The organism is Streptomyces humidus (assembly GCF_014649655.1).
Classification (GTDB): domain Bacteria; phylum Actinomycetota; class Actinomycetes; order Streptomycetales; family Streptomycetaceae; genus Streptomyces; species Streptomyces humidus.
In genome coordinates, this window is the sequence record NZ_BMTL01000014.1 from 32,769 (window position 1) to 47,080 (window position 14,312).

Annotated in this window: 12 protein-coding genes; 3 read left to right on the forward strand and 9 right to left on the reverse strand. The window is 73.8% G+C overall.

Annotated features, from left to right (window positions below):
* Positions 1-16: 16 nt before the first annotated feature.
* Together IE239_RS17805 and IE239_RS17810 are read right to left on the reverse strand one after the other, a co-directional pair.
* Positions 17-1,708: a DUF885 domain-containing protein gene (locus IE239_RS17805; protein WP_190150325.1), complete on the reverse strand. Its 1,692-nt coding sequence runs from the start codon at positions 1,706-1,708 to the stop codon at positions 17-19.
* Positions 1,709-1,777: 69 nt separating this feature from the next.
* Positions 1,778-2,269 (reverse strand): Lrp/AsnC family transcriptional regulator, encoded by a 492-nt coding sequence (locus IE239_RS17810; protein ID WP_190150326.1) that lies wholly within the window; start codon positions 2,267-2,269, stop codon positions 1,778-1,780.
* A gap of 60 nt (positions 2,270-2,329) precedes the next feature.
* Here IE239_RS17810 and IE239_RS17815 point away from each other — a divergent pair, with 60 nt between their 5' ends.
* The gene (locus tag IE239_RS17815) at positions 2,330-3,661 is read left to right on the forward strand and encodes a trans-sulfuration enzyme family protein (RefSeq protein ID WP_229878157.1); all 1,332 of its coding nucleotides are present in this window, start codon (positions 2,330-2,332) and stop codon (positions 3,659-3,661) included.
* 133 nt (positions 3,662-3,794) lie between these two features.
* Here IE239_RS17815 and IE239_RS17820 read toward each other — a convergent pair whose 3' ends face one another.
* From IE239_RS17820 to IE239_RS17835, 4 genes are all read right to left on the reverse strand, one after another.
* Entirely contained in the window at positions 3,795-5,213 is a 1,419-nt protein-coding gene (locus tag IE239_RS17820) for a GNAT family N-acetyltransferase (protein WP_229878158.1), read from the reverse strand.
* Between the two features lie 116 nt (positions 5,214-5,329).
* On the reverse strand, positions 5,330-6,916 hold the full coding sequence (locus tag IE239_RS17825; protein WP_190150327.1) for an alkaline phosphatase D family protein: 1,587 nt from the start codon (positions 6,914-6,916) through the stop codon (positions 5,330-5,332).
* A 316-nt stretch (positions 6,917-7,232) separates the two neighbouring features.
* The gene (locus IE239_RS17830; RefSeq protein WP_190150328.1) at positions 7,233-8,063 is read right to left on the reverse strand and encodes an alpha/beta fold hydrolase; all 831 of its coding nucleotides are present in this window, start codon (positions 8,061-8,063) and stop codon (positions 7,233-7,235) included.
* Between the two features lie 143 nt (positions 8,064-8,206).
* Positions 8,207-8,860, reverse strand: a complete 654-nt coding sequence (locus tag IE239_RS17835) for an NADPH-dependent F420 reductase (RefSeq protein ID WP_190150329.1) — start codon at positions 8,858-8,860, stop codon at positions 8,207-8,209.
* Positions 8,861-9,154: 294 nt separating this feature from the next.
* Between IE239_RS17835 and IE239_RS17840 the strand changes: the two genes are divergently transcribed.
* Positions 9,155-9,934, forward strand: coding sequence for a GntR family transcriptional regulator (locus tag IE239_RS17840; protein WP_190150330.1), 780 nt, complete (start codon positions 9,155-9,157; stop codon positions 9,932-9,934).
* A 146-nt stretch (positions 9,935-10,080) separates the two neighbouring features.
* On the opposite strand, the gene IE239_RS17845 is transcribed toward IE239_RS17840, so the two are convergent.
* From IE239_RS17845 to IE239_RS17855, 3 genes are all read right to left on the reverse strand, one after another.
* Positions 10,081-11,238 carry an ROK family transcriptional regulator gene (locus IE239_RS17845; protein ID WP_190150331.1) on the reverse strand — a complete coding sequence of 386 codons (1,158 nt, stop codon included), beginning with the start codon at positions 11,236-11,238 and terminating at the stop codon, positions 10,081-10,083.
* Positions 11,239-11,337: 99 nt separating this feature from the next.
* Positions 11,338-12,006 (reverse strand): response regulator transcription factor, encoded by a 669-nt coding sequence (locus IE239_RS17850; RefSeq protein WP_190150332.1) that lies wholly within the window; start codon positions 12,004-12,006, stop codon positions 11,338-11,340.
* Between the two features lie 106 nt (positions 12,007-12,112).
* Positions 12,113-13,270: a sensor histidine kinase gene (locus IE239_RS17855; RefSeq protein ID WP_190150333.1), complete on the reverse strand. Its 1,158-nt coding sequence runs from the start codon at positions 13,268-13,270 to the stop codon at positions 12,113-12,115.
* Between the two features lie 108 nt (positions 13,271-13,378).
* Here IE239_RS17855 and IE239_RS17860 point away from each other — a divergent pair, with 108 nt between their 5' ends.
* Positions 13,379-14,308, forward strand: a complete 930-nt coding sequence (locus IE239_RS17860) for an ABC transporter ATP-binding protein (protein WP_190150334.1) — start codon at positions 13,379-13,381, stop codon at positions 14,306-14,308.
* Positions 14,309-14,312: the final 4 nt, after the last annotated feature.

A 14,312-nucleotide genomic window follows, 5' to 3' on the forward strand; every position in this document is an offset into this window, starting at 1 on the left:
GCCGGGCCGCCGCTGATCAGAGCCGGGCCAGCTCGTCCACCAGGTCGTCGAGGCCCAGGGAACCCTGCGAAAGGGCCGCCATGTGCCAGGACTTGAGGTCGAAGGCGTCTCCATGACGCTCACGGGCCCGCTCCCGGCCCAGCAGCCAGGCCCGTTCACCGAGCTTGTAGCCGATCGCCTGGCCGGGGATGGACAGATAGCGGGTCAGCTCGCTCTCCACGAAGTCCGCCGGACGGCTGCTGTGCCCGCCGAAGAACTCCTGGGCCAGCTCCGGGGTCCAGCGCTCACCCGGGTGGAACGGCGAATCCGCCGGGATCTCCAGCTCCAGGTGCATGCCGATGTCGACGATGACCCGCACCGCGCGCATCATCTGCGCGTCCAGGTAGCCCAGCCGCTGCTCGGCGTCCGTGAGGAAGCCGAGCTCGTCCATCAGGCGCTCCGCGTACAGGGCCCAGCCCTCGGCGTTGGCGCTGACGATGCCGACGGAGGCCTGGTAGCGGGAGAGGTCCCCGGCGACGTGCGCCCACTGCGCCAGCTGGAGGTGGTGGCCGGGGACGCCCTCGTGGTACCAGGTGGAGACGAGGTCGTACACGGGGAAACGGGTCTCGCCCATCGTCGGCAGCCAGGTGCGGCCCGGCCGGGAGAAGTCCTCCGAGGGGCCCGTGTAGTACGGGGCGGCGGCACTGCCCGCCGGGGCGATCCGCGACTCCACCTTCCGTACCCGCTCGGCGAGTTCGAAGTGGGTGCCGTCCAGCGACTCGATCGCCCGGTCCATCAGGCCCTGCAGCCAGTCCCTGACCTCGTCGACGCCCTCGATGTGCCTGCCGTGCTCGTCGAGATGCGCCAGCGCTGCCCAGGGAGTCCGGGCCCCCGGAAGGATCTTCTCGGCCTCCTTCTTCATCTCGCCGAGCAGCCGGTGGTACTCCGCCCAGCCGTACGCGTACGCCTCGTCGAGGTCGAGGTCGGTGCCGTTGTAGTAGCGCGCCCAGCGGGCGTACCGCTCCCGGCCCACGGTGTTCGGCGCGCCTTCCGCGGCCGGGGTGTACACGTCGCGCAGCCAGTCCCGCAGCTCCACGACCGCCGCGGTGGCCCCGCGGGCCGCCTCGTCCAGCTCGGCGCGGCGCGCCTCGGGGCCCGCGGCCACGAAGCCCTCGAACCAGCCACGGCCCTCGCCGTCCGGGTCCGACCACTGCGTGAGCTGATCGACGAACGTGGCGGTCGGCCGCGGCGCCGCGTACAGCTTGCGCTCCAGGCCGAGCGTCAGGGACTCCCGGTAGCCCGCGAGGGCCGCCGGCACCGCGCGCAGCCGTTCGGCGATCGCCGCCCAGTCCTCGTCGGTCCGGCTGGGCGTCACCGTGAACACCTCGCGTACGTGATGCGCCGGCGTGGACATGTTGCCGACGGCGCGCAGCCCTTCGTCGGCCTCGTGCACACCGAGTTCCGCGGTCAGGCGCTCCCGCAGCAGACGGGCGCACCGGCGCTCGATGTCACTGTCCGCACCGGGCCTGCGCTCCGCCTCGTCGAGCTTCGCCAGGGTGTCCCGCGCGAGCCGCGCGAGCGCCTCCTGCCCCCTGGGCGAGTAGTCGGGCAGACGGCTCGAACTGTCCTGCACGCCGAGGTAGGTGCCGGTCACCGGGTCGAGGGCGACGAGGTCGTCGACATAGGCGTCGGCGACCTGGCGGGGCAGCGGGTTGTTGGTCTGTGACATGCGCCCCATCCTCGTACGGGCCGGCGGCGCACGTCACGGCGTTTGTCCGGAAGCAGCCGGCGGCGCACCTCAGGGGTTCGGCCCCGCGGTCGTGGGCGGCAGCAGCGGCCCGCACTCCCACTGCTGGAATATCAGCCGGGTCTCGACGCGGGCCACCTCCCGGTGCGCCGTGAAATCGTCGAGGACGAGCCGCTGCAGATCGGCCATGTCCGCGACGGCGACATGGACGAGATAGTCGTCGGGTCCGGTGAGATGGAAGACCGTCAACGCCTCCGGCAGCGCCCTGATGCGCTCCACGAACGGTCCCACCAGTTCCCGGCGATGCGGTCTGACCTGCACGGACAGCAGCGCCTGCAGACCGCGCCCCAGCTTGGCCGGATCGAGCCGCAGCTGATGCCCGAGGATCACGCCGCAGCGGCGCAGCCGCGTCACCCGGTCCAGACACGTCGAGGGTGCGACGCCGACCTGCGCGGCGAGGTCGCGGTAGGTGGTCCGGGCGTCGTTCTGCAGCAGCCGCAGCAACTGGAGATCGACCGGGTCCAGTACGACGGATTCGGTCATCGGCCGAACGTAGCACGGCATCTGCACCGGACAGCCCGTGGGATGTTCACCCTGCGGACCATGGACTCATCCGTTGCGAGCACGCACGCGTACGACGGCGTACGCACGTCTGGAGCGCCCCGCGCACTGGCCACCGAGGCCGTGCACGCCGGCCGGGACGACCTGGCCCGCCAGGGCCTGCACGCCCCGCCCATCGACCTGTCCACCACCTACCCCTCGTACGACAGCCGCGCCGAGGCGGCACGCATCGACGCGTTCGCCGCGACCGGCGCGGAGCCGGACGGCCCGCCCGTCTACGGCCGGCTGGGCAATCCGACGGTCGCCCGGTTCGAGACGGCGCTGGCCCGGCTCGAAGGCGCCGAGAGCGCGGTCGCGTTCGCCAGCGGCATGGCGGCGCTCAGCGCGGTGCTGCTGGCGCGCGCCTCGGCAGGGCTGCGGCACGTGGTCGCCGTGCGCCCCCTCTACGGCTGCAGCGACCATCTGCTGACCGCGGGACTGCTCGGATCGGAGGTCACCTGGACCGACCCCGCCGGGATCGCGGACGCGCTGCGCCCGGACACGGGGCTGGTCATGGTGGAGACGCCGGCCAACCCGACGCTCGCCGAGGTCGACCTGCGGGCTGTCGCGCACGCCTGCGGCTCCGTCCCGCTGCTCGCCGACAACACCTTCGCCACGCCCGTGCTGCAACGCCCCCTCGAGCAGGGCGCGCGGCTCGTCCTGCACAGCGCCACCAAGTACCTCGGCGGCCACGGGGACGTGCTGGGAGGCGTGGTCGCCTGCGACGAGGAGTTCGCCGGGCTGCTGCGGCAGATACGGTTCGCCACCGGCGGCGTGCTCCATCCGCTGGCCGGATATCTGCTGCTGCGCGGCCTGTCGACGCTGCCGGTGCGGGTACGGGCCGCTTCCGTGACGGCCGCCGAACTCGCCCGGCGGCTGACCGGCGACCCGCGCGTCGCACGCGTCCACTATCCGCGCATCGGCGGCGCGATGATCGCCTTCGAGGTGCACGGCGACCCGCACGAGGTGATCGCGGGCGTCCGCCTGATCACCCCGGCCGTCAGCCTCGGCAGCGTCGACACGCTCATCCAGCACCCGGCCTCCATCAGCCACCGCATCGTGGACGCGCACGAACGCCGGGGCGCGGGCGTGAGCGACCGGCTGCTGAGGTTGTCGGTGGGGCTCGAGGACGTCGAGGACCTGTGGGACGACCTGCGAGCGGCGCTCGGTGCGGCCGGCGCGGACCAGGTGGCGGCTTCCGCCGCGGTGGCGGGCCTCGCGGAGCCGGCGGACGCCGCCGGTGCCGCCGGTTCCCTCGCAGGGGCCGGTGCGGCCGGTGCCGCCCGTGCGGCGGGAACGACGGCCCTGCCCGGACGCGGGGTCGCCGCCGGCTGACCGCCGCTCCCCCGGGGGACGGCCCGGCGGCCCGGGTCTGGGTCTGCGGATCCGGCGGCCAAGGGCCGGGCGGTGCGCCACCGCCGGAGCCGCCCGGGCCACGCGGGCCGCCGGGCCGTCCTCGGCCGTCGTCTCAGTCGCGCGCGACGCGCCCGTCGTGGCGCAGTGACGCCGGCTGCGCCGCGGCAGTGTCCAGCCGTGCGGTGATGACCAGGGTGCCCTCCTCGATCTGGTAGTCGAGCGGGAGGCCGAGACCGCGCATGGCGGCGACCATGCCGGTGTTGGAGGCCTGCGTCACGGCGTACACGCTCTCGCACCGTGCCTCGACGGCCATCGCCACCAGCCGGCCGAGCAGCTCGGACCCGATCCCGCGCCGCTGCCACTGGTCCTCGACCAGCAGCGCGACCTCGGTCTCGTCGCCGTCCCACAGCAGATGACCGAGGCCGACGATGCGGCCGGACGGCGTCTGCACGGCGAGGGTGCGGCCGAGGCGCGGGCTGAGCAGGTGGTCGAGGTAGCGGTCCGCGTCGCCGACCGGCCCGTGGTAGCGCATCCCGAGCGTGCGCGACGAGCACCGGTCGTGCATCGCCTTCGCCGCTTCCAGATCACCGGTGTCGGCGCGGCGCACGGTGATGTCGCCGCCCTCGGGCAGCGTCAGCATGTCCTGCCCGCGCGGGATCCGCGGTCCGAGCCGGGCGTCCAGCTCCACCAGGGCCCGCGCGCGGGCGAACTCGGTCGGGGTGAAGGGCAGATAGGGCCGCTCCACGGTGATCACCCCGCCTTCCGGGGCCCGCAGCCGCATCACCGTGTCGTCCAGCACGCCCTCGACGGGCACACCCTCCGGGCCCCGGCTCGTGGCGCCCGACGCGGCGGGCAGCGAGCGGATCGTGCAGCGGCCGAGCAACTGCCGCAGCGTCAGCGGAAGTTCCGCCGCGTCCAGCGCGGTACGGGTGGCCAGGCCGAGCACCCGGGTGGGCGCGTCCACCAGATCGTGGGCGTCGGCGCGCTCGATCCAGGTGCCGCCGCCGCCCGCGAGCGAGACGGCCCGGGTGATCTCGGCAACCGTGAGGGCGCCCGGGGCGCGCAGCAGGAACTCGTCCACCGTGTCCTCGCCCAGCGGGTGCGTCTGCAGGCTCAGGATGTCGACGCGGTGAGCGGCGAGCGCGGCGCAGAGCGCGGCGAGCGATCCCGGGGCGTCCTTCACCGTCGTCCGCATCCGCCACAGGGCGCTGCCTTCGGCGGCCTCCTGGGGCAGCCCCGACGACCCGGCCCGCGGCTCCTCGGAGTGCGGCCGGGCGTCGGTATCCGCGGTGGGCGGCGCGTGCCCGTGGCGCCGTGCCCACCACGTGTGGAACCCGGCGGTGGCGACGAGCACGGCGGCGGAGACGGCCAGCAGCACCGGGCCGTCCGGTCCGTGTCCCACCAGGTTGGCCACGCCGTCGGCCGCCGCGACGGCCGTGAAGAGCGCGGCGAGTTCCACCACGTCCCGCCGCCAGTGGTGCACGGGACGTCCGTTCTTCGCGCGTGTCACGTCCGTGATGTCTCGAGTCATGCAGCCACTGTGGGGGAACTGTGTTGCGTGATCACGAACGGTCTGTGACTGATGGGTAAAGGCTACGAATGCCCGTTTTGTTAATCCTTCTACGATCGTGGGTTCGGGACGCCCGGCTACTGCCCGACCCGTCCCGGCTGGAGCACCTTGGTGAACAGCACCGTTCCGTCCTGCTCGCGCAGACGCACCGTCAACTCACCGCTGTCGCCGTCGATGTCGACCTCGCCGAAGAACTGGTAGCCGCCCGCGGGCGACACGTTCGACGCGGTCGGGGCCTTCACGAACACCCGCTCCGGACCGAAGGTGCCGTCGAGCGCGCTCGCCGGGAAGGCGCCCGCGTTGAGCGGACCGGAGACGAACTCCCAGAACGGCTCGAAGTCGGTGAACGCGGCGCGTGACGGCTGGTAGTGCTGCGCCGAGGTGTGGTGGACGTCGGCCGTCAGCCACACGGTGCCGGTGATCCGCCGGTGCTTGACGAACCGCAGCAGCTCGGCGATCTGCAGCTCACGGCCCAGCGGGGCGCCCGGGTCGCCCTGCGCGACGGCCTCGATGTTCGGCCTGCCCTCGGTGGTGTCCGGCACGACCAGCCCGAGCGGCATGTCGGCGGCGATCACCTTCCACACCGCGCGCGAGCGCGACAGCTCCCGCTTCAGCCACTCCAACTGCTCGGCGCCCAGGATGCCCTGCGGGTCCGTCCGCTGGTCGTCGGGCGAGTTGGCGTTGCGGTACGTGCGCATGTCCAGCACGAACACGTCCAGCAGCGGGCCGTGGCGCACGACCCGGTGCACGCGGCCCTCCCTGGCGCCCGGACGCAGGGTGGAGATCGGGAAGTACTCGCTGAACGCCCGCCGGGCCCGTCCCGCGAGCACGTCGACGCTCTTCTCCGTGTAACGGGCGTCGGAGGCGGCGATCACCTCGCCCGGGTACCAGTTGTTGCGGACCTCGTGGTCGTCCCACTGGATGACGGACGGCACCTGGGCGTTGAACCGGCGCAGGTTGTCGTCGAGCAGGTTGTAGCGGAAGTTGCCGCGGAACTCCGCCAGCGTCTCGGCGACCTTCGCCTTCTCCTCGGTGACGACGTTGCGCCACAGGCTGCCGTCGGGCAGCGCCTGGGTCGCCGCGATCGGGCCGTCGGCGTAGATGTTGTCGCCGCTGCACAGGAAGAAGTCGGGGTCGAGCTTCGCCATCGCGTCGTAGATGCGGTAACCGCCCAGCTCGGGGTTGATGCCCCAGCCCTGGCCGGCGAGGTCCCCGGACCACAGGAAGCGCACCCCGCGCCGGCGCCCGAGGGGGGTGGTGCGGAAGGCGCCGGCCACCGGCTCGCCGGTGCGGCGCGGGTCGTCCGGGTCGGCGAGCAGCACCCGGTAGTGGATCTGCTCGCCGGCCGGCAGACCGTGCAGGCGGGTCGTGCCGGTGAAGTCCGTGCCGGCGCCGAGCAGCGGACCGTGCCAACGGCGGGCGCCCCGGAAGGACTCGGTGGCCGCGGTCTCGACGATCATCCGCGCCGGACGGTCGGAGCGCACCCAGACCAGTCCGGAGTCGCAGGTCACATCCCCGGTCTGGACGCCCCAACCCGCCTCGGGGCGCCCGGACAACGCGAAGGCGGGGGCCGCGCCGACGGCGGAGGGCAGGGTCAGGGCCGCGGACGCGGCGAGCGTGCCGCGCAGGACGCTGCGGCGCCCGGGAAAGGGACGGTGGGACATGACGGGGCCTCCAGGGGCGGTAGCCGGCCGGTGTGCACAGTCACAACTACTGGGACGCCGCAGCGCGCACGGAAACCACAGATGAACAACCGCCGCGCCGAAGGGATCCGGCGGACATCGCTCCCGGGCGGCCGATCCGCGGGGACCGTCGGACGTCACTCCCCCGGGGGCCCGCCTCATCAGCCGTACGCCGTCCCGCACGCGCGCGGGCGACAGGCGCGCGTGGCCGAGCACGGGCCGCGCCCCGCCTCTCCCGGCAGCGATCTCGTCGGGGCCGGCGTCGCCCTGGGGGCGGGGGCCGGACCGTGCCGCCGCCTCAGCGGCTGCCGTCGAGGAGCACGCGCGCGACGAGCGCCGGGTCGTCGTTCATCGGGCAGTGGCCGCAGCCGGGCAGCCGCACCAGCCGCGCGGCCGGGATGACCTGCTTGACGCGGACGCCCTGGCGGCGCACGAGCAGCCAGTCGCGGGTGCCCCAGCCGACGGTGACCGGCACACCTGGCAGGTCGTCGGTGAACCGGACCGTGATGCCCGCCTTGAGGGTCTGGTCGAACCCGGTGGCCCGGGCCAGGGCCAGCGTCTCGGCGACCACGGCCTCGGGTGAACGGCGGCCGGGGCGGGCGTAGATGGTGCTGGTGAGGGCGGTGCGGCCGGCCGCCGTGCTCGCCAGCCGCTCGACGAGGGGCAGCGGCAGACGGCGGGAGATCCCCCGCATGGCGACCAGGACGCCGAAGGCGTAGCGCCGCTCCGCCTCCGACCAGAACCCGGCCGGAGACAGCGCGGTCACGGTCCGCACGAGCTTCTCGCGTCCGAGCTCCAGGGCGAGCAGGCCGCCCAGGGAGTTGCCCGCCACATGGGGGCGGTCCAGCCCCAGGGCCTCGCAGAAGGCCCCGAACACGGCGGTCGTCGTGGGGAGGTCGTAGGCGAGGCCGTCCGGCAGGGCGGGGGACGCGCCGAAGCCCGGGAGGTCCACCGCGATCACGTCGCGTTCGGCGGCCAGGATGTCCACCACCGGGTCCCAGGCCTGCCGGTGGTGGCCGATGCCGTGCAGCAGGAGCAGCGGCTCGCCCGCGCCCGCGCGCGTGTAGGACACGGTGACCGGAAGCGGGCCGCCGGGGGAGGGGACCGTGAAGGAGACGGTGGCGGACATGGGAGCTCCTCGTCTGGACTGGCAGGTGTACGCCGTAGACAGCTTGTCAGCAATTACTACCGGCGGGTAGCCCCCGGTCGGGTGAAGCCGCGAAGGCCCGCGCCATGCCCTCCTCGCCGAGTCCCTCCCTGGGTCCGTCCGGCTCAACGGGCCCTGCGCAGCTCCAGGTTGAAGTCCGCGTGACCGAAGCGGCGCATGAGGTCGAGCCACAACGGCAGCCACATCTCCACGCTCCGCGCCGCCCGGATCCCGCCCAGGTCGATCACCCGGTCGGCAGGCCAGCCGAACTCACCGAGCAGCTCCGTGACCCGGCCCTTGGCGTCCTCGTCGTCCCCGCACACGAAGACCTGGTGGCCGCCCGGCACCCGCGCGGGGTCCACCATCACCTGGCAGTTGACGGTGTTGAGGGACTTCACCACACGCGCCCGCGGAAACGCCCGCTGGATCTGCTCGCCCACGCTGTCCGACTCCACGGGCGACAAGCGTGCCTCGCCGTCCTCGAAGGCCAGCGGGTTGGAGACGTCGAGCACGACCTTGCCGTCGAGGTGGGCCGCCCCGGCCGCCTGCAGAGCCTTGAGGGACGCCCGCCCGGCCACGGCGTTCACGATCACCTCGGAAGCCGCCGCCGCCTCCGCGAACGTCCCCGTGCTCGCCCGCGCCCCCGCCTGCCGCGCCCACTCCAGGGCCGCCGGATTGTCCTTCGTGCGCGAACCCAGGACCACCGAATGTCCCAGGCGCACCAGCTCGCCGCCCAGCGTGCGTCCGACCTCGCCCGTACCCAGCACCGCGTACCGCACAGCCGACCTCCCTTGTCGTCGGACCCGACGGAGCGCCGGACCTGGCGCCACGGTAATTCCCGCCGGGCTATACGGGCCGCCTTCACGGCGGGAGCGGTGTCGGAGTGTCACGGGAACGCGTCCGTGGGCACGCCCCGTAACCGCTTTCCCCCAAGGGCCCCTTGGGTCGGCAGGGTTCGATGATTGGTCTTGACCAAGGGTGAGGGGAGTCCTAAGGTCGCAGAGAAGTGAAACAACCTTTAATAAACAAGGGCGCGAAAAGCACTGCCGACCACGGCGATTGCGGAGGACAGGGTGGGGACCACGCAACTGGAATCGGTGACGGAACCGAAGTACTGGCATCTCAGGACGGTGCTCAGCGAAGCGCTCGACTCCGAGTTCACCGTGGGCGAGATCCTGCCGAACGAGCGCGAGCTGGCCGCCCGCTTCGGCGTCGCCCGCGCGACGCTGCGCCAGGCGCTGGAGCAGCTCGAACTGGAGGGCAGGCTGGAGCGCCGCCGCGGCGTCGGCACGACCGTGGCGCCGCCGCGGACGGGTGTGGCCGTCGGCACCGAGCAGCAGTTGTGGCCCGGCACGGACGACGACGCCTGGCAGCCGGTCGACAGCACCCTCGCCGCTCCGCCGGCGGCCGTCGCCACCGCCCTGGCGACCGCGCGCGACCAGGCCGTGCACATCGTGCGCCGCTCGCGCGTCTCGGACGGCCGGCCCGTCGCCGCGGAACTGCTCTACGTCCCCGTGGCCTCGGTGCCCGCCCTGGCGTCGGAGCCCGGCGCGGCCACGGTCCACGCTCCCACCGGAGCGGCACGCGCGCGTGCGGTGCTCGGCGAGCTGCAGCGGCTCGAACTGCAGGGGCAGGACCGCGCGGTGGAGCTGGGATCCGCCCGCGCGGAGGACGCCAGGGAACTCGACCGGCTCCCCGGCGCGCCCGTCCTCGTCGTCACCACGCGCTTCTTCGCCGAGGGCCGCACCGCGGCGCTCTCCGTCGCGACGTACCGCGCGGACACCTGCCGCCTGACGTTCGGCGCCTCGGGCGGCGTGGAGATCCAGCACGGTCCGGAGCGACCCGCCTCCTGAACGCTCCGTCCGGGCCCGGCGCAGGAGGCTCCCCGACCAGGATCCACCCCACCGGGAGGGGACGTTCGTACGCATACCGCAGTCGACGGACGTCCCGCGCCGCGCCCCGGAACTCCTCCGGGGGCGGCGTGTTCCCCGCGGTGTCCTCACCGACGGGCCGTGACCGTGGCCTCCACCGCGAACAACTCCTCCTCCACATGGTCGAGGGCCAGCCGCAGCGCCCCCGTCGCCACCGCCGCCTCCCCGAGCATCGACAGCGCCACCTTCGGCGGCCGCAGACAGTAGCGGGCCAACTCGTCCCGCAGCGGCTCCAGCACACCGTCCAGGCCGGCCGCCCAGCCGCCGACCACGACCAGTTCCGGGTCGACGGCCAGCACCAGCGCGGCCACATCGTGGACGAGCCGCTGGATGAAGCGGTCCACCGCGGCCCGGGCCCGCTGGTCGCCCTCGCGGGCCTGCGCGAACACCGCAGCGACCGCCTGCTCGTCCAGCGGATGCAGCGGCTCGTCCGTGATGGACAGCAGCGTCTCCGGCGTCACCTCACGTCCCAGCAGATGCAGCGCGCCGATCTCCCCGGCCGCCCCGCCGTAGCCCCGGTGCAGACGACCGCCGATCAGTGAGCCGGCCCCCGGACTCAGCCCGGCCAGCACGAAGACGACGTCGTCGGACTCGGTGGCGGCGCCCTTCCAGTGCTCGGCCACGGCCGCCGCGTTGGCGTCGTTCTCCACCAGGACCGGGCACTTGAAGGAACGGCTCAGCCGCTCGCCCAGCCGCAGCCCCGTCCACTCCGGCAGCGCGGTGCCGAGCCGCACCGTGCCGTCCGCCTCCACGATTCCCGGCGTGCCGACGCCCACCGCCCGCAGCGAGCCGCGCGGGACGCCGGCCCGGCGCAGCAGCTCCGCCACCGCGCCGCGCAGCCGATCCAGCCGTTCGTCGGCCGGCGCCGCCTCGTCCACCTCCCTGGACTGTGCGCCCAGCACCCGCCCGTCCAGGTCGGCCAGCAGCGCGGCCACCCGGTGCGAGCCGATCTCCAGACCCAGCAGATGTCCGGCCTCGGCCCGGAACCGGTACCGCCGCGCGGGCCGCCCCTGCCGCCGGGCGACGCTCCCGTCGGCGGCCTGCTCGACGACGAGCCCCGCCCCGATGAGATCCTCGACGACCCCCTCCACGGTCGGCCGGGACAGACCCGTCACACGGGTGATCTCCGTGAGCGTCGCGCAGTCCGCGGCACGCAGCGCGTGCAGCACCACCGCGGAATTGATCCTTCGCAGCAGCGAGGGATCCCCGCCCGTCAACCGCCCCAAGGTCCGTCCTTCCAGCTCGAGCCGGTGTTGGGGCGGATGGTACTCGGCACGGACGACCCGGGCGAGTGCCGCCTTCGCACCGAAGCCGTCACGCACCGCTCAACCCGGGGCCACGAATCCCGACTCGTACGCTGTGATCACCGCCTGGGTACGGTCCCGCGCCCCCAGCTTCGCCAGCACCGCGCTCACATGCGACTTCACCGTCTCCGGGCCCACGAACAGCCGGTCGGCGATCTCCGCGTTCGACAGCCCGCGTGCCATCAGCCGCAGCACCTCCGCCTCCCGGCCGGTCAGCCGGGCCCGCTGCAGGGCGTCTCGTGCGGCCCGGTTCGCGGCCCCGTCCCCGCCGCCGTACTCGGCGGCCAGCCGCCGCACCGACGCCGGGAACAGGAGCGACTCGCCCTCGGCGACCAGGCGTACCGCGTGCACGATCTCGGCCGGCCGGGCCCGCTTCAGCAGGAATCCGTCCGCGCCCGCCCGCAGCGCCTCGTACACGTACTCGTCGTTCTCGAAGGTCGTCACGACCAGGATCTTCGGCGGCGGGTCCACCGTGCGCAGCACTGCGCGTGTGGCCTCGATGCCGTCCATCAGCGGCATGCGCACGTCCATGGCGACGACGGCCGGCCGCAGCCGCCGCACCAGCGGGATGACCGCCGCCCCGTCCGCCGCCTCCCCGACCACCTCGATGCCCGGCTGCGCTTCGAGCACCGCCCGCAGGCCCGCCCGCACCAGGGGTTCGTCGTCGACGAGGAGCACGGTCACCGGCATCCGCCCAGCCTAGGACCTCGCACGCACCGGAACCCGCTCGGGGCGGCCATGAGGCGCCGTAGCTCCGAGCTGTCCGAGCTGTCCGAGCCGGAAGGAAGTCCCCGGATCAACTCAGCGGCAACTCGGCGTGGACGTGCCAGTCGCCCGCGTCCGGCCCGGTCGAAACCCCTCCCCCGAGCAGGGCCGCACGCTCCCGTATCCCCCGCAGCCCGCTGCCCCGCCCGGGGCGGGGTGCGAGGCCGACGGGAATCCGATTGCGGACCTCCAGGCTGAGAACGTCGTCGGCGACGCTGACACGCACCCGGACCGGAACGGCACCCGCGTGCCGCAGCACGTTCGTCAGCGACTCCTGGAGGATGCGGTAGCCCTCGCGCGACACCGGCCCCGGCAACCTCTCCAGAGGGCCCGTCACCTCGGCGTCGATCCGCGCCCCGGAGGCGCGCGCCGACTCCAGCAGCCGGTCGGCCTCCGCCAGCGTCGGCCGGCTGCTCAACGGCCGCTCGGCCTCCCGCAACACGCCGAGCACCCGCTCCAGGTCCTCCAGGGCGGCCCGGCCGCCCTCCTCGATCGCCCCGAGCGCCCGGTCGGTGAAGGCCGCGTCGCCCGCCGCCCGCGCCGCGCCCGCCTGCACCACCGCCACCGTGAGCGCGTGACCGATCGAATCGTGCAGTTCCCGGGCGATCCGGTTGCGCTCCAGGAGCTGCTCGGTGCGCGCCTCCAGGGCGGCGAGCTGTTCCGCGGCCGACGGTCCGAGGAGACGCCGCGCGACGGAGGTGGCCAACTCGCCCAGAGCGACGACCAGTCCGTACAGGGCGAGCACGGGAAGCGGCGCCAGGAGAGCAGACCACCACGGTGCCGCCGCCTCGGAGACGCCCGGGATGCCGGCGGCCGCACCCCCACGTGCGCTCCGGACCAGTTCGACCGCCGTGATCGGCAGCCAGACGCAGGCGAAGATCGTCACCACGCCCAGGGCCATGCGCACTTCCAGCCACAGCACCGTGCGCAGCCGGTCCCGCCAGGCCGCCGACGGAGCCACGGAGAATCCCGGCTCCTGCTCGTCGGGCGTCAGCAGCAGGTGCGCCTGGACGCCCTCGCCTCTGCGCACCGCCGGGACGAGCCCGACAGGAACGAGCACGAGGGCGGGCACCCACGGCCGCCGAGGATCGATGAACATCCAGACGCTCACGATCAGCATCGGCACCCACAGGTGCAGCAGTCGTGTGTACGTCTTCCCCCGCAGCAGCGGGCGCAGCAGGCGGCCCATGCGGACATGGTGGCAGCAACCGGTGACAACGGGCCTCCCCCGAGCGGGGGAGAGGGGCCCCTCGGACGGGGGAGGCCCGCGCCCGGCCCGGCGGCCAGGGTGGTGTTCATGACCAGTATCGATGTCCACGACCTCACCAAGGAGTACGGCCCCCGCCGGGCCGTGGACCGGATCACCTTCCGGGTCCCGCCCGGCCGTGTCACCGGTTTCCTCGGCCCCAACGGTGCGGGCAAGTCCACCACCTTGCGCCTCCTCCTCGGCCTCGACCGGCCCACCTCCGGTACCGCCACCCTGGCCGGCCGCCCCTACGTCTCCCTCGCCCGACCGCTGCGCCACGTCGGCGCCCTGCTCGACGCCCAGGCCGCTCACAGCTCCCGGACCGGACGGGACCACCTGCTCGTCCTCGCCGCGAGCAACCGCATCCCCGTCCGCCGGGTCGACGAGGTGCTCGAGGAGACCGGGCTGACCCCGGCCGCCCGACGCCGGGTGAGGACGTACTCCCTCGGCATGCGCCAGCGGCTCGGCATCGCCGCCGCTCTGCTCGGCGACCCCGGCGTCGTCCTGCTCGACGAACCCGCCAACGGTCTCGACCCCGAAGGCATCGTCTGGATCCGGGGGTTGCTGCGCCGGCTCGCCGCGGAGGGCCGTACCGTGCTGGTCTCCAGTCACCTGATGAACGAGACCGCGTCCTTCGCGGACCACCTCGTCGTCCTCGGCCGGGGCCGCGTGCTGGCCGACACCGCGTTGCGTGACTTCATCGACGCGCGTGTGCACCCCGGCGTCCGCATCCGCACGACGGACCCGGCCGCCCTCGAGAACGCCCTCACCCGGCAGGGCCACGACGCCGTGCGGCACCCCGACGGACACTGGACCGTGCGCCACGCGCGCGTGGACGACATCGGCCCGCTGGTCTCCGCGGCGGGCGTCCCGCTGCTCGAACTCTCCGCCGAGGAAGGCACGCTCGAGCAGGCCTACCTCGCTCTCACCGCCGTCGACGCCGAGTTCGCGGCCCGGCAGCACGAGGAGGTCCGGCCATGACCCG